Source organism: Mesorhizobium sp. M1334 (genome assembly GCF_040317995.1).
Lineage (GTDB): Bacteria > Pseudomonadota > Alphaproteobacteria > Rhizobiales > Rhizobiaceae > Mesorhizobium.
The window spans coordinates 426,714-444,922 of record NZ_JAMYLM010000001.1 but is presented as its reverse complement, the minus strand read 5'-3'; the positions used below and the strand labels follow the sequence as shown (position 1 = coordinate 444,922).

The following is an 18,209-nucleotide window of genomic DNA, read 5'->3' as shown; positions in this document are numbered from 1 at the left end:
ACATCCCGTCGCCGTGCTGCCCGGTTTTTTGCCGGAAGATCCGGGCGCGGGCAGAGCCCCTCAATCCGGCGGCGCCCGCGCCAAGGGGACGCTTGCCGGGATCCTGATCTTCGGTGAAGAAGCGCGCTGCATTTCAGTTGACCGGTTCGATCTGGTGGCCGATGGCCCACAGGAACGCCGCCATCTCGCGCGCGACCGCCGCAACCACGATGGGTGCCTTCTTGCCGGCAGCCGTCATGCGCCGGTAGCGGGCGCAAAGCCGGGTCTGCGCCCTCCAGGCGATCTCGCGCACGGCCTTCGGCAGGCCCTCGAGCCGGACCCGAATGGTCTCCGTCACCCTGGCCGGATAGCGATAGCTCCAGGCGCCCTCCACCAGGACGCGACGCGCCCGCCGGTTGCCGGCCAGCGTCAGGCCGCCACGCTTTACTGTGTCGCCGGTCGAGCGCTCCGAGGGCACCAGGCCGAGAAAGGCCATCAACTGCCGCGGAGTGTCGAAGCGGCGGACATCGCCGACTTCGCTGACAAAGGTGACGGCGACGATGAAGGACACACCACGCAGCGCCTGATAGGCCGCCACCACCGGCGCCATCGACCAGCTCGGCACCAGCTCAGCCAACTGCGCATCCAGCCGCTCCAGCCGGTCCTGCGCATCGGTGATCACGTCGACCTGGTCCTGGAACACGATCTGCTGGGCCGGATGGTCGAACTTTTGCGCCGCCAGCCAGCGGGCATGGGCCCGGGTCCAGTTCTTGCAACCGGTAAAGACCCGGCCATGGCGCAGCAGGAACGAAAGCAGCATCTGGCGCTTCTTGCGCAGATCCTCGCTCGCCGCGGACCGCACCCGCACCATGTCGCGCACCGCTTCATGCACCGCATCTGGAACCCAGATTCCCTTCAGTTCGCCCGCCCGCAGCAGCCGCGCCAGACTGACCGCATCGCGCCGGTTCGTCTTGACGCGCTCGCCCGGGCGCTTGGGGATCAGCGACGGCGCAACGACATCGCAGCGCTGACCGAGCTCGACGATCTGCCGGTAAAGCCCGTAGCCGGTCGGGCCGGCTTCGTAGCAGAAATGCAGGCGGGGATGCTTTTTCTCCAGCTTGCGCACGAAGCGCTCGACCGCCGCCGGCCTCGCCTCGATCTCGCCGAAATACCGGACCTCCCCATGCCGTCCGCCCTCGGCAACCGCAATTGCGTGCTTGGCTTTCGACACATCGACACCGACGTAAAAAACGTTATCTTGCTCCATGGCCCGTCCTTTCTTCGCTTGGGGCTCGGCTCGGCACTCCCGAGCAACCCCCGTTTGCTTAACAGCTGCAAAGACTAAGGGCGGGCCGCCGCTCAGACCACGGTCATAACGTCTAATGCCCGGCGCTCATCTCGGCTTCAGAGGCCTTCTCGGCATCGCTCTTATACGAGCTTTCGCAATACGGCGCGCAGGACATCGTCTGCACTTCGGCGCGTCGATAGATGCGCACCGACGCCGCCGCCTGGCGCACGACGGTTATCTGCTCATCGACGATCGGGTTGCCCTCCTGATCGAGGACGACAAGATTGGTGACGCCAAATCCCTTGCCGGTCAGTACGATCGTCGATGCGTCCTGCACGGAGGCGTCGGCGATCGCCGGATTGCCGACGACAATCGTATCGGCGGCGCGCGACAATTTGATGATCTTTGCCTGGTTCATCGTTACCTCGATGCCCGCGCCGGCCTTGGCTGGAAAGGCGAAAGTCGCTGCGGCACAAAGCACGGCAACTGGAAATGATGATCTCGGCCCGGCCATTGAGGCGCCCCCTGGCAAACTGTTCAACGGAACATGAACGAGATTGGTGAACCAACCGTTAAGCGGCTGGAGTCCAGGATCAAGCCGGAACCGGCATTGGGCCTAGCCGGCACGGCTGGAACGTCTTTGCCGAATTGCGCCTTTTGCGCCTTTTGTCGGCCCGGGGTCCTAGCGGCGGGTATTTTAGTTCTGGGTTAACCACGCAATGCCATCGAAGCGGGAAAGGAATCGGTAAGCCTGTTTATTAAGCCGATTGAAACAGCTTCTCCTTAGATTCGCAGTATCCGATCAGCCACCAAGAGAAGTTGACGGAAGTGCTGTAACAATTGGAGTAGGAGCTCAAATGTCTAGCCTCATCGCACGTTTTGTGAAGGACGAATCCGGCGCGACCGCTATCGAATACGGTCTGATCGCCGCTCTCATCGCGCTCGCCATCATGGTCGGCGCCACCTCGCTCGGCACCGCGCTGAACGCCAAGTTTGACAAGATTGCCACCAAGGTCAACGCTTCGTAAGCAACAACATTCCGTTGCTTCCCAATAAGGGCCGCCGCACTGGCGGCCCTTATTTAGTCCTACGCATGATTTTGAACTTTAGACCTCATCAATCGTTAATCGAACATACCTAGGCTGGGACCGGGTACAGTTTGACCACAGGCGCCACGCCCATGCTTGAAGCCGTGATCTTCGTCGTCTTTCCATTCTGCATGCTTTTTGCCGCGATCTCCGACATGCTGTCGATGACGATCGCCAATCGCGTGCCTGTGCTGCTCGTCGTTGTCTTTGCCTTGGTTGCGCCCTTGACCGGCATGGACTGGGCCACCTATGGCGGGCACTTCGCCGCCGGCGGCCTGGTTCTTGTAGTGACATTCGGCCTGTTCGCGCTTGGCGGCATGGGCGGCGGCGACGCCAAGCTCCTGGCCGCCACTGCCGTATGGATGGGACTGAACATCCATCTCGTCGAGTATCTTGTCACCTCGACATTCATCGGCGGTCTGCTGACCCTTGCCATCCTCGCCTATCGAAAATCGCTGCTTGCCGCCGTCACAAGCCACAATCGGTTCCTGCGCCATTTCGCCGATGAGGCGACCGGCGTTCCGTACGGCATTGCGCTTGGCATTGGCGGTCTGCTCACCTATTCCGACTCACCGTTGATGGCCTGGGCGCTTACCAGGCTGGCGGGCTGAATTTCGCTTTTCGCCATTGGCGCCGAGCAGGCGAATTGGCCACGTTTTCCTTCGGGCCAGAGTTGTCGCTCTAATTTATGTAAACCTTAAATTAATCACGATCGTAAGTATAACATTAACCTTGTTTTGACGATTGCCGCTGCAAAGTCCGGCTTGGCTAGTGGTTTGCCAAGGCGAGGTTCGGACAGATGCCAGCATCCCGATTAATTATTCTAGGCGTGGCGATAGCCGCGGCCGGCGGTGCAGGCTATGTCGCGAAGAACATGGTTGTGGCTCCGCCGCCTCCGGTTGTCGATTCCGGTCCTCAGGCGCCGGCGATCGCGCTGCAGGATGTGCTTGTTCTTTCCGGCGACGTTCCGATGGGCAGTCCGCTTGAAAACAACATTTCCTGGGAGTCATGGCCGTCCGCCGGCATCAACGCAAATTTCATCACCCGCGCTGCCGAGCCTGAAGCGCTGGACAAGCTGAAGGGCGCCGTCGCCCGCGTGGCGCTCTATGCCGGCGAGCCGCTGCGCCGCTCGAAGCTGATCGGTGAAGGGCAAAGCTTCATGTCGTCGATCCTGCCCTCCGGCATGCGGGCTGTCGCCACAAGCATTTCGGCCGACACCTCGGCCGGTGGCTTCATTCTTCCGAACGATTTCGTCGACGTCATCATGACCCGCAGAACCGATGCCGCCAATGGCGGTGGTCCGGGCTTCACGACCGAAACTATCCTCAAGAACATTCGTGTCCTGGCGATCGACCAGACCATTCAGGAGGATGAGGAAGGCAAGAAGACCAGAGTCGGCCAGACCGCCACCCTGGAGCTGACGCCGCAGCAGTCCGAGATCATCACCGTCGCACAGCAGATGGCGGATCGCCTGACACTGGCGCTGCGCTCGATCAAGGACAGCCAGGACAAGAATGTGGGCGAGGCCGACTACCTGGTTTCCGGCAATGGTCGGCGCGGCACCGTGCGGTTGATCAAGTCGGGCGAAGTTTCCGAGGTGGGGGCAAGGAAATGAGGCTAAAAACCAAACTGCCGCTCACCCTGGCTGTGGCGATCGGCCTGTTTCTCCTTGGAACGAATGCATATGGCATCCTCGATGCCAGTGCGGCGGGCAATGCCAGGGTCACGGCTTCGACCGCCACCCAGCGGGTCAAACTCGGACTCAATAAATCGGTGGTCATCGACCTGCCGAGCGATGCCTATGATATTCTCGTCGCCAACCCCGCTGTAGCCGACGCAGTGACCCGCACCGCCCGCCGCATCTATCTGTTCGGAAAGGCGGTCGGCGAGACCAACATCTTCGTCTTTGGCCCGAATGGCGAGCAGATCGTCAGCCTTGACCTGGCGGTCGAACGCGATGTTGCCGGGCTGGAGGACTATATCAAGCGCTTCATCCCGTCATCGGAGGTCAAGGTCGAGTTGCTGAACGACAACGTCGTTCTGACCGGAACCGTCGACACTCCTCTTGACGCCAAGCGCGCGGCTGATCTGGCAAACATCTTCGTGTCCGGCGGCGAGGCTACCACGGGTCAATATTCGCAGACCGCTGCCGGCGGTTCGGCCGAAGCCGGCGTCGCCATCGACAACCCGGATGCCGAGCGCCGCGTCAGCCAGATCGTCAACCTGCTGCAGATTATCGGCGACGACCAGGTGACGCTGAAGGTGACGGTTGCCGAGGTCAGCCGCACGGTGATGAAGCAGCTCGGCGTCAACATGGTCGGCAACGGCAGCAGCAACGGCATCAGTTGGAGCGCTCTCACCACGCCTGCATACGGATTGGGAAAGCCACTGTCGCAATATTCGGGGGCGGCGATCGGCAGCTCAACTCTTCAAGCGTACATAAACGCCATGGAGCAAAGCGGTGTCATGAAGACGCTGGCCGAGCCGACTCTCACCGCCGTTTCCGGCGAGAAGGCGACCTTCAAGGTCGGCGGCGAATTCAATATCATCACCGGCCGAACAAGCAACGTTTCAAACGACAATCAAACTGGCCAGATTACCTACGAGCACGAACGCCTTGAATATGGAATTGGGCTCGAATTCCAGCCGGTCGTGCTCTCGGCGGGCCGCATCAGCCTGAAAGTGAGGACGTCGGTTTCGGAACCTACGACCGAAGGCGCCGCAGTCCTGGAAGGAGCCGGCGACTTACCCGGCACCACTTTGCTGTCGATCCGCAAACGCCTGGCCGACACCACGGTGGAATTGCCCTCCGGCGGTTCCATGATGATCGCGGGCCTTGTCCGCGACGACATCAGGCAGGCGGTTGCCGGGCTGCCCGGCCTGACCAAAATACCGGTGCTAGGCACGCTGTTCCGCAGCAGGGATTTCGTCCGCAACGAGACCGAACTCGTCATCATCATCACGCCCTATCTGGTGAAGCCGGTGGCGCGCAACGATCTTGCCAAGCCGGATGACAATTTCAACGCAGCCAGCGATGGCGCCGGCATGTTCCTTGGCCGCGTCAACCGCGTCTACGGCACCATGCAGACCGACAAGCCCAACGGCCGCTATCACGGCGTTGTCGGCTTTATCTACAAGTAAGCGGGGAAGTCGACATGTCTCAGGCAGTATCGAAGGCAAGGGCGGTCACCGCGATACAGTCCGTTCATTCGCGGATCTGGCGGCCGGCCGTTCCGATCATAGCGATCGCGGTAGCGGCATCACTGGCCGGCTGCGCCAATCGCGACAGCGTCACGGTCGGTGCCATACCGGACGACTATCGCACCACGCATCCTATCGTCATCGCCGAGAAGGTCCAGAAGATCGACCTTCCGGTCGGCGCCGGCGACCGTGGCATGACCAGATCCCAGCGTGACACGCTCCTGGGCTTTCTCAACGGATACGACAGGAGCGCGGCTCCGGTGCTGACGATCGAGATTCCGAGCGGCTCAGCTAACGAAATCGCAGCGGCCGCGGCCGGCCGCGATTTCGCCAGGCTCGCCATAGCCAGCGGCATCAGCCGGAAGCGGATCGCCATGCGGTCCTATCAGTCTGTTTCAGCCGAAGCGTCCGCACCGGTCCGCGTTGCCTACGTCTCGGTGAAGGCTCAGACGGATAAATGCGGGCGCTGGCCCGAAGACCTGCTGCAGACTTCGGAAAACAAGCACTATGCCGATTTCGGCTGTTCGTATCAGAACAATCTGGCTGCCCAGATGGCCAATCCGTCCGATCTGATCGGGCCACGCAAACCGACGCCGATCGACGCGGAAAATCGCGGCGCGGTGATCGACGTCTATCGTGACAGGGGTATTTCGGACGAATTCCTCGGCAATTCGGAAGTCGATTATTAACGAGTGTTGAGGCTCAACAAAACTCTAAGCCGCGCAAGTCACGGAAAGTGATGACAATGAGCAATCTTGCCTATGACACTGAGGTACCGGGCGGCGAAACCTCGGAGCAGGATATTGCCGCAATGCAGGCGTTGCGGCCGATCCCGCGCATTTCGATCCAGGCATTTTGCGAGACCGAAGGCGTAGCCAATCCGGTCGAGCGCGCCGGCGAGGATCGCCGCATGGCCAAGGCCCATCTGAAGGTGCATATGGGGGGCATCCCCACCGCTATCGAATTCTATCAGTCGGCGCCGACACCGAACCTGATCCTGCTTGAATCCCGCAGCGAGCCGAAGCTGTTGCTGGAACAACTCGCCCAGCTCTCCGAGCATTGTGACCCGACCTCCAAGGTGGTGGTTGTCGGCCACTACAACGATGTCGGCCTGTACCGCGAACTCATCCGTTCGGGCATCTCCGAATATGTCATCGCGCCCGTATCGATGGCCGACATCGTCAGCGTGGTGTCTTCGATCTTCGTTGATCCGGAAGCTGAGCCGATCGGCCGCTCGATTGCCTTCATCGGTGCCAAGGGCGGCGTCGGCTCCTCGACCATAGCCCATAATGTGGCCTGGGCCATGTCGTCCCTTTTCAAATCCGAAGTGGTTGTCGCCGATCTCGACCTCGCCTTCGGAACGGCCAATATCAACTTCGACCAGGACCCGGCCCAAGGCATTGCCGAGGCGGTCTTCTCGCCGGAACGCGTCGACGAGGTCTATCTCGACCGACTGCTCGCCCAATGCGCCGAGCACCTGTCGCTGCTTGCGGCCCCTTCGACCCTGGAGCGGGTCTACGATTTCGATCCCGACGCTTTCACCCAGCTTATCGACATAGCCCAGCGTAGCGCGCCGCTCCTCGTGCTCGATGTTCCCCACTTGTGGGCCGGCTGGACCAAGAACACGCTGGTCAAGGCCGATGAGATCGTCATCACGGCGACGCCCGAACTGGCCAATCTGCGCAACACGAAGAACCTGGTCGACATGCTGAAGCGGCTTCGTCCGAACGATCCTGCGCCAAAGCTTGTGATCAACCAGGCCGGTGTGCCGAAACGTCCCGAGATTACGCCGTCCGACTTCTCCGAATCCCTCGGCCTTTCGCCGATGTCGGTCATCCCCTTCGAGCCGCTTTTGTTCGGAAATGCTGCCAATAACGGACGTATGCTCGGTGAAATGGATGCCAAGAGTCCGGTCGTCGCCACGATCAACGAGATCGCCCATGTGCTGACAGGGCGCAGCGAAATCAAGGTGAAGAAAAAGGCTGGCCTCGGCAACCTGATAGGCAAGCTTTCGCGCAACAAGAAGTGATGCCGCAGCGGTGGAATTGGTAAGCGATCATGTTTGGTAAAAGAGGCAGCGACGACGGCAACCGGACCATCCCGGAATTCCGTCAGCCCGCACCCGCAGCTGCTGCGCCGGCTGCCGCGAACCCTATGGAAGCGGCTATAGGTGCCAGACCCGCGACGCTGCCGCCATCCGGCGCGCCTGCTGCGCAGGTTCGCCGTGCAGTCGAGCCGCCGCCATTGGCGCCGGAGCCGAAAACTATCCAGCGCCAAAAGAGCGAAACCTACTACGACACCAAAAGCCAGGTCTTCGCCGCATTGATCGACACGATCGACCTGTCGCAGCTGGCCAAGCTCGATCCCGAAAGCGCGCGCGAGGAAATCCGCGACATCGTCAACGACATCATCGCGATCAAGAATTTCGCGATGTCCATCGCCGAGCAGGAAGAGCTTCTCGAGGACATCTGCAACGACGTTTTGGGCTACGGGCCGCTGGAGCCACTGCTTGCGCGCGACGATATTGCCGACATCATGGTCAATGGCTCCAAGAACGTTTACATCGAAGTCAACGGCAAGGTCGAGCAGACCGGCATCCGGTTCCGCGACAACCAGCAGCTCCTCAACATCTGCCAGCGTATCGTCAGCCAGGTCGGCCGCCGCGTCGATGAATCAAGCCCGATCTGCGATGCGCGTCTTCCAGATGGCTCGCGTGTCAACGTCATCGCACCGCCCCTGGCTATTGACGGCACCGCACTTACCATCCGCAAGTTCAAGAAGGACAAGCTGACGCTCGACCAGCTGGTCAAGTTCGGCTCGATTTCGCCGCAAGGGGCCGAGATTCTCAAGATCATCGGCCGTGTCCGTTGCAACATCGTCATCTCGGGCGGTACCGGCTCGGGCAAGACGACGCTGCTCAATTGCCTGACCAACTATATCGACCGCGAGGAACGCGTCATCACCTGCGAGGACTCGGCTGAGCTGCAATTGCAGCAGCCGCATGTGGTGCGTCTCGAAACCCGCCCGCCCAACCTCGAAGGCGAGGGCGAAGTGACCATGCGCGACCTGGTCAAGAACTGTCTGCGCATGCGGCCCGAACGCATTATCGTCGGCGAAGTGCGCGGACCCGAAGTGTTCGACCTGCTGCAGGCGATGAACACTGGCCATGACGGCTCGATGGGAACGATCCACTCGAACAGCCCGCGCGAATGCCTCAACCGTATAGAGTCGATGATCGCCATGGGCGGCTACACGCTGCCGCAAAAAACCGTGCGCGAAATCATCGTCGGCTCCGTCGACGTGATCATACAGGCTGCACGCCTGCGCGACGGATCGCGGCGCATCACCCACATCACCGAGGTGATCGGCATGGAGGGCGACGTCATCATCACCCAGGACATCGTTCTTTATAACATCAAGGGCGAGGACGCGAACGGCAGGCTGCTGGGCGAGCACGTGTCGACCGGCATCGGCCGTCCGCATTTCTGGGAGCGCGCCCGCTACTACGGTGAGGAGCAGCGCCTCGCCGTTGCGCTCGAGGCAATGGAGAAGCGCGCTGACTGATCCGTCCGGAAACGTGGGGGCCAGGATCGATGTTCGGAATTGACGGCACCGTATTGGCATTCGTCGTGCTCGCCGGCTTCAGCGCCGGCGCTGTGGCCTATGCTTTCCTGTTCAACCGGATCAGCACCGAGAAGCAGGTCGGCAAGCGGCTTGAATCGATCAAGACCGCCGAGACGGATCGTTCCGTCGTCAAGGCTTCGCGCGATCGCGTCGCGGAAGCGGCCAAGCGTCGCAAGTCCGTCCAGGATTCGCTGAAGGATCTCGATCAAAAGCAAAAGTCCAATCAGAGCCTGGTCAAAAAACCACCGCTGAAGATCCAAATCCGTCAGGCCGGCATGAAGATCTCGCTCGAGCGCTTTTATGTCTACTCGGCGGTCTGCGGCGTCGTCTTGACGGCTCTTATCTATTTCATCGGCGCACCGCTGCTGGTCTTGCCGGCTGCGCTGCTGGTCGGCGTCTTGGGTCTGCCACGCTGGTTCGTCTCGTTTCGCCGCGGACGCCGCGTCAAGGCGTTCCTCAACGAATTTCCGAACGCGCTCGATATCATTGTGCGTGCGGTAAAATCCGGCCTGCCGCTGAACGATGCCGTGCGCCTGATCGCCAACGAATCCCCCGAGCCGGTCAAGACCGAGTTCCGCCGCATCGTCGATTCGCAGCAAATGGGTTTGTCGATCCCCGACGCGGCCATGCGCATGCCAGAAACGATGCCGTGCACCGAGGCGAGCTTCTTCGGCATCGTCATCCAGATTCAGTCTCAGGCCGGCGGCAATCTTTCCGAAGCGCTGGGCAATCTTTCGCGCGTGCTTCGCGATCGCAAGAAAATGAAAGCCAAGGTCCAGGCGTTGTCCATGGAAGCCAAGGCATCCGCCGTGATCATCGGCGCGTTGCCTTTCGTCGTCGCCTGTCTCGTCTATTTGACGAGCCCGAACTACATCATGCCCCTCTTCACCACCAGCACCGGCCATCTGATCCTCGGTTGTTCCGGCATCTGGATGTCGATGGGCATCCTGGTAATGCGCAAGATGATGAATTTCGAAGTTTAGGACTCGCGTATGACCGATCACGTCGTCAGAACTCTCACCGATCCGTCCCTGCTGATCGCACTGCTGGTCGGCATAGCGGTGTTTGCGACCGTCTTCACGCTGCTGCCCGCCTTTGGCGGGAACCAGCTCAAGGCGCGCATGAAATCCGTGGCGCTGGAGCGCGATGAGCTGCGCGCCAAGCAGCGGGCGCGGCTGGCAATCGAAGCCGACCGCCGCCGCAAGGGCCTGCGCGAAGAACAGTCGGTCGGCATGCGCAATATTGTCGATCGCCTGGATCTCAGGCGTGCGCTGGCGGATGAAGGTACCTTGCAGAAATTGAAAGTGGCGGGTTTTCGCGGGCAAAATCCGCTGACGCGCTTCCTTTTCTTCCGTCTCGTCCTGCCCTTCATCGGCTTTGCATTGGCGGCGATGTATCTGTTCGTGCTCGGCGGATTGCCCGAGCAGCCGTTTTTCGTGAAGCTGTTCGTGTGCATCGTGGTTGCCTATGCGGGGTTCTACGCGCCGGTGCTCTACGTCAACAACCGCGCTACCAAGCGCAAGCAGTCGATTCAGATGGCGTGGCCGGACGCGCTCGACCTGATGCTGATATGCGTCGAGTCGGGCATGTCGGTGGAAGCGGCGCTTCGCAAGGTCGCCGATGAGATCGGCGCGCAATCGGTGGCATTGGCGGAAGAATTCATCCTGACCAACGCCGAGCTTTCCTATCTGCAGGAGCGCAAGCAGGCCTACGAGAACCTTGCAAGCCGAACTGGGCTGGAATCCGTCAGGTCGGTGTCCCAGGCGCTGGTTCAGGCCGAGCGCTATGGCACGCCCGTGGCGCATGCATTGCGGGTGCTTGCCAGTGAGAGCCGCGACATGCGCATGAATGCCGCCGAGAAGAAGGCGGCCGCGCTGCCGCCGAAGCTCACCGTGCCGATGATCCTGTTCTTCCTGCCGGTACTGTTCGCCATCATTCTTGGTCCCGCCGGCATCCAGGTGAGCCAGCGCGGCATCTTCGGCGACCAGCCGAAATCCAGCAGCGAGTAGCACCAGCGGCGTTGCCAGAAACGCTGATACGATTCAGCCACGCTGCCGGTGCAGCGCGGCTCTTTGCGTTAGACATGTTGCGGAATTCGCGCGCCGGTTCGGCGGTCGAAGCGGTCAGTTGGTGGCAGGCCTTGGGTTGTCCTGGTCCTTGAGCTGGCTCCAGGCATTCTGCTGCGCCAGCATCTGGCGAAGGTAAGCGACGTTAGCCTGCGCCTGATCCGGCGACAGCTCTTGCGAGGCGATCTTCTCGGCCTCGTCGAAACGGCCTTGCAGACCGACGACCAGCGCCAGGTTCTGGCGAACGCGGCTATCTGCATTCGGCTGCTGGGCGGCCGAGCGCATATAGGTTTCGGCCGTGCGCAAATCGCCTTCCAGCACGTACGACATGCCGAGATTGGAAAGGATCGACGGTTCGTTCGGCCTGAGGTCAAGCGCCTTGCGATAGCCTTGGCGCGCCTCGTCCTTTTGGCCCAGCTGGTCGAGAATGGCAGCTTCCGCCGACACCAGTTTCCAATCAGGATATTCAGGGGTCTGCGCGCGGCGCACGGCATCGAGAGCCGGTTCGAACTGTCCGTTGGCGGCAAGCGCCTTGCCATAGGCGGCGAGCACGTCGCGGTCCTTCGGCAAGGCGATCGCCAGCTTGCGCATCACCGCAAGCGATTGGTCTGCGTCGCCGTCCATCTGCAGCGCCGCGGCATAATTTGTCGCGATGCGCTTGTCGCTGGGGTTTTTCGCATAGGACTGGCCGAGCGCCATCGTAGCGTTGTGCAGTTCGCCCGCCGACATTGTTTCCAGCGGCCTGCCGCTTGGACGAGAAATCGAACCAGTCGTCAATTTGCTGGTTCCGCAGCCAGCGACGCCTGCGGCAAGCGCCATCATCAACGCCGTGCTGATCAGCCTGTTTGCGCTGGCGTTCATCCTGCGGTTGGTCAGCATCGGCACCAAGGCTCCGTTCATCGCGTGACCATTTGCGTGGTCATCTTCCCTCCCGCAGAAATATTCTGTTAACCCTAACGGAGAGTTAAGAAACGCCGACTCGGAAACCCGGAGACCAGCGAATGCCTGTCGAACTCGTCGAGAAAGAATTGAGCAATGCGCTGCCGGTCCATCTGGTGGCGAAGGATGCTCTGGCGGCAGCGGGCCTTGCGCCATCCTCGGTCGCCTGGGCCAAGGCCAACAGCTTCTCCGGCGAAGCTGGCAGGACGCTGATCGTGCCTGGCGACAACGGCGCGATTGCCGGAGCCCTGTTCGGCACCGGTGATGACGAGGGCGCACTGGCCATCGGCGCACTGGCGAGAGCCTTACCCGCAGGCGACTGGCATTTTGCGTCGGCACCCGCCAAGCCGGAGCTTACGGCACTCGCCGTGGCGCTCGGCGGCTATGTCTTCACCCGCTACGGCAAGAAGCCAGGCAAGAGCCTTCGCCTCGCGCTGCCGGCAGGCACAGACGCTGCCCGCATCCGCCGCATCGCCAATGGCGTTTTCCTGGCGCGCGATCTGGTCAACACGCCGACCAGCGATATGGGCCCCGGCCAGCTGGAAAAAGCCGCCCGGACCTTGGCCGCGACGCACAAGGCCGAAATATCGGTGACCAAAGGCGACGATCTTCTTACCGCCAACTTTCCGATGATCCACGCCGTCGGTCGGGCATCTGCCGACGCGCCGCGCCTGATCGACATGATTTGGGGGCCGAACAATGCCCCCAGGATAACGCTGGTCGGCAAGGGCGTCTGCTTCGATACAGGCGGTCTCGACATCAAGCCGTCCTCGGGCATGCTTTTGATGAAGAAGGACATGGGCGGCGCTGCCAACGTGCTGGGCCTCGCTTCCATGATTATGGCCACCGGGCTGAAGGTCCGGCTACGCGTGCTCATCCCGGCTGTCGAGAATTCGATAGCCGGCAACGCCTTCCGGCCAGGCGACGTGCTGGTGAGCCGCAAGGGCATCACCGTCGAAATCGGCAACACCGACGCCGAAGGACGGCTGGTACTCGCCGATGCCTTGGCCTTGGCCGATGACGAAGAGCCGCAGATGCTGGTCGATATGGCGACGCTGACAGGCGCTGCCCGTGTTGCGCTCGGTCCCGACCTGCCGCCGTTCTACACCGGTGACGAGGCGCTTGCATCCGAGCTGGCGGACGCCTCCGTTGCGGTCGAGGATCCGCTATGGCGCATGCCGTTGTGGAAGCCCTATGACGCCAAGCTGGCGTCGAAGGTGGCCGACATCAACAACGTCACGTCAGACGGTTTCGCCGGCTCGATCACCGCGGCGCTTTTCCTGAAGCGCTTCGTGGAAAAGACCGCCGGCTGGGCGCATGTCGACATCTTCGCCTGGAACCCGTCCGACCGCCCGCACGGTCTTGCCGGTGGCGAAGCGCAAGGCATCCGGGCGCTGGAGCAGGTCATTTCGAACCGCTACGCTTGATTCTCGGGCATAGCCGACGAAGGTATTGACTGAAACGGAACCGAAACAATTTTCAGTCATGCTGGACGGATGTCGATTATCATGCGTCCAAGCCAGGCCTTGCGACTATGGCAACAGGTGGTGTTATCCGAGGTGCGTGACGACGCGCCCGATCTCACCATGCGCCAGACGGCGATCCTGTTCACCATCTATCTCGATCCACCGCCACACACGGTGCGGGGGTTAGCCGCCCGCCTCAACGTCACCAAGCCGGTGATCACCCGTGCGCTCGATACGATGGGGGCGCTGAAACTGGTGTCGCGCCACCGCGACGAGCTCGACAAGCGCAACGTGCTGGTCAGGCGCACAGTAGAAGGCGCGCTCTTTGTCGAGCGCTTTGGCGATGTTATCATTGCCAGAGCCCAAGAGTTGCCCATTTGAACGAGTTGCCGATTTGACCGCCAGGGATGCCCGCCTCCATGCCTTCCGCTCCGATCTCGCCGACGCCAGGCTGAAAGGCGAGGTTTCCGCCGACCGTTTCGTCGCCGGCCGGCCGGCTCGCATATCAGCCTCCGTCGCTGACATCCGCAGGGCGCCGCGGCCGGACGCCGGCGTCGATACCCAGCTTCTGTTCGGCGAAGACGTCCTCGTCTTCGAGGACGTTGGGGGCTGGGCCTGGATACAGGCCGAGCGCGACGGCTACGTCGGCTATGTCGCCGACACTGTGCTGGGCGGTCGGGATCATGCGGCCACGCATGTTGTCTCGGTGCCGCGCACTTTCCTGTATCCGGGACCGGATTTGCGGTTCCCGGTGAGCGGGGAGCTCTCGATGGGGTCATTGGTGGCGGTGACGGGCTCAGCGGAAACGCGCGGCACGCATTATGCTCTGCTGCCGTCCGGCCAGGCGGTCATCTCGGGTCATCTCAGGCCTGTCGCCGAGTTTGCCCCCGACTACGTCGCGGTCGCCGAGTCGTTTCTCGGCACGCCCTACCTGTGGGGTGGCGTCTCCGGATTCGGCATCGATTGTTCCGGTCTCGTGCAACTTGCAATGCACATGGCTGGCAGGCAAGTGCTGCGCGACACCGATATGCAGGCGGCGACCGTCGGCGAACCGCTCGATCCCGGGCCGGATTTTGCCGGGTTGCGGCGCGACGACCTGGTCTTCTGGAAAGGCCACGTCGCGATCATGACGGATCCGGAGACCATGATCCACGCCAACGGCCACACCATGCTGGTGTCGCGCGAAGGACTGAGGGAGGCGGTCGCCCGTATCGGTTATCTCTATGGCGGCCCGACCGGGTTTCGCCGGCCATAACGCGAATCGATCACCTTTTGTTCTGATTCTGCTTGGCGATTGCGCGTCGCCGCGCTACCTCTGGCACGTGACAGAGCAGCCGCGCCTTGCCCAGCAGAATGCCGCCGTCGTCCTGCCCGAGCCATTCGTCAAATGGTTTGCGGAAAAGGGCTGGTCGCCGCGCGCCCACCAGATCGATTTGCTGGCCAAAGCCCAGGACGGGCAGTCGGTATTGCTGATCGCCCCGACCGGCGCCGGCAAGACGCTGGCCGGGTTCTTGCCATCGCTGACCGAACTGGCCGGCCGACCGAGAAGAAGGCCGGGGCAGGCGCATCGAGGCATCCATACACTCTACATCTCGCCGCTGAAGGCGCTGGCCGTCGACATCGAGCGCAATCTCGGCAAACCCGTCGCAGAAATCGGGCTGCCGGTCACCGTCGAGACGCGCACCGGCGACACGCCCGCACACAAGCGCCAGCGGCAGAAGCTGGCGCCGCCCGACATCCTCCTGACCACGCCCGAGCAATTGGCGCTGCTGATTGCCGCGCCCGATGCCAGGCGCTTCTTCGAGGACCTGCGCTATGTCGTGCTCGACGAATTACATTCGCTGGTGACCTCGAAGCGCGGGCATCTCCTGTCGCTCGGGCTGGCCCGGCTGCGCTCGTTTGTGCCCGCCCTGCAGACGATAGGCCTGTCGGCGACGGTCGCCGAGCCCGACGAATTGCGGCGGTGGCTGGTCAGCCAGAATCCACCAGGGCCGATGGCCGAACTGATCGTCGTCACCGGCGGGGCCAAGCCAGACATCTCCATTCTCGATTCGGAGGAGCGCGTGCCGTGGGCGGGACATTCGGCCCGTTATGCAACGCCGGAGATCTACAACGAGATCAAGCGCCACAAGACAACCCTGCTGTTCGTCAACACACGCAGCCAGGCGGAGCTGCTGTTCCAGGAGTTGTGGCGGGTCAACGAGGACACATTGCCGATCGCGCTGCATCACGGTTCGCTCGATGTCGCCCAGCGCCGGCGCGTCGAAAAGGCGATGGGCGAGAATGCCTTGCGTGCGATCGTCGCCACCTCGACGCTCGACCTCGGCATCGACTGGGGCGATGTCGACCTGGTCGTCCATGTCGGCGCGCCGAAAGGTGCCAGCCGGCTGGCGCAGCGCATCGGCCGCGCCAACCACCGTATGGACGAACCGTCCAAGGCGATCCTGATTCCGGCCAACCGCTTCGAGGTGCTGGAATGCAGGGCGGCGCTCGATGCCAATTATCTCGGTGCCCAGGATACGCCACCGCTGGTCAATGGCGGGCTCGACGTGCTGGCGCAGCATGTGCTGGGCTGTGCCTGCGGCGCTCCGTTCCATGCCGATGCGCTGTTTGAGGAAGTGCGGATGGCAGCACCCTACGCCGATCTCGATCGGCCGACATTCGATCGCGTCATCGATTTCGTCGCCACCGGCGGCTATGCGCTGAAGAACTACGAACGCTACGCCCGTATTCGTCTCAACAAGGACGGGCTGTGGCGGGTCTCAAATCCTCGCGTCGCCCAGCAATACCGGCTCAATGTCGGCACCATCATCGAAGTGCCGGCGCTCAACGTCCGCTACGTCCAGCCCGGCAGCAGAGGCGCGGCTTCGCGTGGCGGCCGGGTTCTGGGCAAGATCGAGGAGGCGTTCCTCGAAACGCTGACGCATGGCGACACCTTCATGTTCGCCGGCAAGGTGCTGCGCTTCGAAGGTATCCGCGATAATGAGTGCTTCGTTTCGAATGCACCCGGCAGCGACGCCAAGGTCCCGTATTACGGTGGTGGCAAATTCCCGCTTTCGACGTACCTGGCCGAACAGGTCCGCGCCATGCTGGACGATCCGCAGCGCTGGAAGAAACTGCCGGAGCAGGTCGCCGACTGGCTACGTTTCCAGGCCGACAAGTCGGTGCTGCCGAAACGCGACGATCTGCTGATCGAGACTTTTCCGCGCGGCAACCGCTACTATCTGGTGGCCTATCCGTTCGAGGGCAGGCTGGCGCACCAGACGCTCGGCATGCTGCTCACCCGCCGCCTCGACAGAGCGGGGGCCAAGCCGCTCGGCTTCGTCGCCACCGACTATGCGCTTGCCATATGGTCGCTTGCCGATATGGGCCGGATGTTCAGGGCGAAGAAACCGTCGCTGGCAGCGCTCTTCGATGAGGACATGCTGGGCGACGACCTCGAAGCCTGGCTCGCTGGCAGTTGGTTGTTGAAGCGCACCTTTCGCAATTGCGCGCTGATCTCGGGATTGATCGAGAAACGCCACCCGGGCCAAGAGAAGAGCGGCCGCCAGGTGACCGTGTCGACGGATCTCATCTACGACGTGCTGCGCAGCCATGAGCCTGACCATATCCTGCTGCAGGCGACGCGTGCCGACGCCGCGACCGGTCTGCTGGATGTCAGCAGACTTGCCGAGATGCTCTCGCGCGTCCAGGGTCGAATCATGCATAAGAACCTCGAGCAAATATCGCCGCTCGCCGTGCCGATCATGCTCGAGATCGGCAAAATGCCGGTGCACGGCGAGGCCGATGACACGCTGCTGATGGATGCAGCCACGCTGGTCGAGGAGGCCATGGGGACGAAATGACTGTCGCGCTGGCCATGGCTGCACCTCTGGCGGAGGTAGGCTCTGTCGATATCGCCGGCGAACGCGCGGTCTGCGACCGCCGCGGCGTGCTCTACTTTCCCGAATTTCGGCTTCTGGCCGTGTCCGATCTGCATCTGGAAAAAGGCTCCTCGCTGGCCAGGCGCGGCACGCTGGTTCCCCCTTACGACACCGGAGCCACGTTACTCCGCTTGCAAGCGGTAATCGCCGACTACCAGCCTTCGATCGTCATCAGCCTGGGGGACAGTTTTCACGATGGCGGCGGCGCCGCGCGCATGCACGCAAGCTTTCGCGAAAGGCTGGAAGGGGTGATGGTAGGGCGCGACTGGTTCTGGGTCACCGGCAATCATGATCCTGAAGCACCGGCCGACCTGCCCGGCGAGACCGTGCGCGAATTGGCCATCGGCTCTCTGCTCTTCCGGCACGAGCCTTCGGCGGTAAGGGTGGTGGGCGAGATATCAGGCCATCTGCATCCTTGCGCCCGCATCGTGCAGCAAGGCCGCTCGGTGCGGCGGCGCTGCTTTGCCGGCGATGGTGGCCGCATGATCATGCCGGCCTTCGGCGCCTATACCGGCTCGCTCAATCTGCTTGATCGCGCCTATGCCGGGCTGTTCCGCCGCGAAACGCTGATGGCCTACATGCTTGGCACCGAACGCATCTTCGCGATTTCCCACGCGATGCTCAGGCCGGGCTGA

General features: G+C 62.2%; 17 protein-coding genes. 14 read left to right on the top strand and 3 right to left on the bottom strand.

What is annotated here, in order from left to right; genetic code table 11:
• Positions 1–133: 133 nt before the first annotated feature.
• Positions 134–1,246, bottom strand: a complete 1,113-nt coding sequence (locus tag NKH17_RS02155; RefSeq protein ID WP_352969993.1) for an IS110 family RNA-guided transposase — start codon at positions 1,244–1,246, stop codon at positions 134–136.
• 112 nt (positions 1,247–1,358) lie between these two features.
• On the bottom strand, positions 1,359–1,781 hold the full coding sequence (locus tag NKH17_RS02150) for a pilus assembly protein N-terminal domain-containing protein (protein ID WP_352898546.1): 423 nt from the start codon (positions 1,779–1,781) through the stop codon (positions 1,359–1,361).
• A 343-nt stretch (positions 1,782–2,124) separates the two neighbouring features.
• Between NKH17_RS02150 and NKH17_RS02145 the strand changes: the two genes are divergently transcribed.
• The 9 genes from NKH17_RS02145 to NKH17_RS02105 all read left to right on the top strand — a co-directional run bounded on the left by NKH17_RS02145 (position 2,125) and on the right by NKH17_RS02105 (position 11,189).
• Positions 2,125–2,295: a Flp family type IVb pilin gene (locus tag NKH17_RS02145; RefSeq protein WP_352898544.1), complete on the top strand. Its 171-nt coding sequence runs from the start codon at positions 2,125–2,127 to the stop codon at positions 2,293–2,295.
• 152 nt (positions 2,296–2,447) lie between these two features.
• Positions 2,448–2,966, top strand: a complete 519-nt coding sequence (locus tag NKH17_RS02140; RefSeq protein WP_352475958.1) for an A24 family peptidase — start codon at positions 2,448–2,450, stop codon at positions 2,964–2,966.
• A gap of 188 nt (positions 2,967–3,154) precedes the next feature.
• Positions 3,155–3,970 carry a Flp pilus assembly protein CpaB gene (cpaB, locus tag NKH17_RS02135; protein WP_254816292.1) on the top strand — a complete coding sequence of 272 codons (816 nt, stop codon included), beginning with the start codon at positions 3,155–3,157 and terminating at the stop codon, positions 3,968–3,970.
• Positions 3,967–5,496, top strand: coding sequence for a type II and III secretion system protein family protein (locus NKH17_RS02130; RefSeq protein WP_352475956.1), 1,530 nt, complete (start codon positions 3,967–3,969; stop codon positions 5,494–5,496). Before cpaB ends, NKH17_RS02130 begins: the two co-directional genes overlap by 4 nt.
• A 14-nt stretch (positions 5,497–5,510) precedes the next feature.
• Positions 5,511–6,245, top strand: coding sequence for a CpaD family pilus assembly protein (locus NKH17_RS02125; RefSeq protein ID WP_352475955.1), 735 nt, complete (start codon positions 5,511–5,513; stop codon positions 6,243–6,245).
• Positions 6,246–6,301: 56 nt separating this feature from the next.
• The gene (locus tag NKH17_RS02120) at positions 6,302–7,585 is read left to right on the top strand and encodes a CpaE/TadZ family protein (protein WP_254816295.1); all 1,284 of its coding nucleotides are present in this window, start codon (positions 6,302–6,304) and stop codon (positions 7,583–7,585) included.
• Positions 7,586–7,614: 29 nt separating this feature from the next.
• Positions 7,615–9,120 (top strand): TadA family conjugal transfer-associated ATPase, encoded by a 1,506-nt coding sequence (locus NKH17_RS02115; protein ID WP_352751498.1) that lies wholly within the window; start codon positions 7,615–7,617, stop codon positions 9,118–9,120.
• Between the two features lie 29 nt (positions 9,121–9,149).
• Positions 9,150–10,163, top strand: coding sequence for a type II secretion system F family protein (locus NKH17_RS02110; RefSeq protein WP_352644368.1), 1,014 nt, complete (start codon positions 9,150–9,152; stop codon positions 10,161–10,163).
• A gap of 9 nt (positions 10,164–10,172) precedes the next feature.
• Complete coding sequence (locus tag NKH17_RS02105; protein ID WP_254816298.1) at positions 10,173–11,189, top strand: type II secretion system F family protein; 1,017 nt, start codon at positions 10,173–10,175, stop codon at positions 11,187–11,189.
• A gap of 114 nt (positions 11,190–11,303) precedes the next feature.
• Here the strand turns inward: NKH17_RS02105 and NKH17_RS02100 are convergent, their stop codons facing one another.
• On the bottom strand, positions 11,304–12,125 hold the full coding sequence (locus NKH17_RS02100; RefSeq protein WP_352898617.1) for a tetratricopeptide repeat protein: 822 nt from the start codon (positions 12,123–12,125) through the stop codon (positions 11,304–11,306).
• A 122-nt stretch (positions 12,126–12,247) separates the two neighbouring features.
• Between NKH17_RS02100 and NKH17_RS02095 the strand changes: the two genes are divergently transcribed.
• The 5 genes from NKH17_RS02095 (at position 12,248) to pdeM (ending at position 18,209) form a co-directional block, all read left to right on the top strand.
• Positions 12,248–13,612 carry a leucyl aminopeptidase family protein gene (locus tag NKH17_RS02095; RefSeq protein ID WP_352644366.1) on the top strand — a complete coding sequence of 455 codons (1,365 nt, stop codon included), beginning with the start codon at positions 12,248–12,250 and terminating at the stop codon, positions 13,610–13,612.
• A 69-nt stretch (positions 13,613–13,681) separates the two neighbouring features.
• Positions 13,682–14,032: a MarR family winged helix-turn-helix transcriptional regulator gene (locus tag NKH17_RS02090; protein WP_023676939.1), complete on the top strand. Its 351-nt coding sequence runs from the start codon at positions 13,682–13,684 to the stop codon at positions 14,030–14,032.
• A complete protein-coding gene (locus NKH17_RS02085) occupies positions 13,995–14,906 on the top strand; it encodes a C40 family peptidase (protein WP_502910572.1) in 912 nt (303 codons plus the stop codon). The genes NKH17_RS02090 and NKH17_RS02085 overlap by 38 nt, the downstream gene beginning before the upstream one ends.
• A gap of 67 nt (positions 14,907–14,973) precedes the next feature.
• Complete coding sequence (locus NKH17_RS02080) at positions 14,974–17,496, top strand: ligase-associated DNA damage response DEXH box helicase (RefSeq protein ID WP_352475949.1); 2,523 nt, start codon at positions 14,974–14,976, stop codon at positions 17,494–17,496.
• Complete coding sequence (gene pdeM / locus NKH17_RS02075) at positions 17,493–18,209, top strand: ligase-associated DNA damage response endonuclease PdeM (RefSeq protein ID WP_352898535.1); 717 nt, start codon at positions 17,493–17,495, stop codon at positions 18,207–18,209. The genes NKH17_RS02080 and pdeM overlap by 4 nt, the downstream gene beginning before the upstream one ends.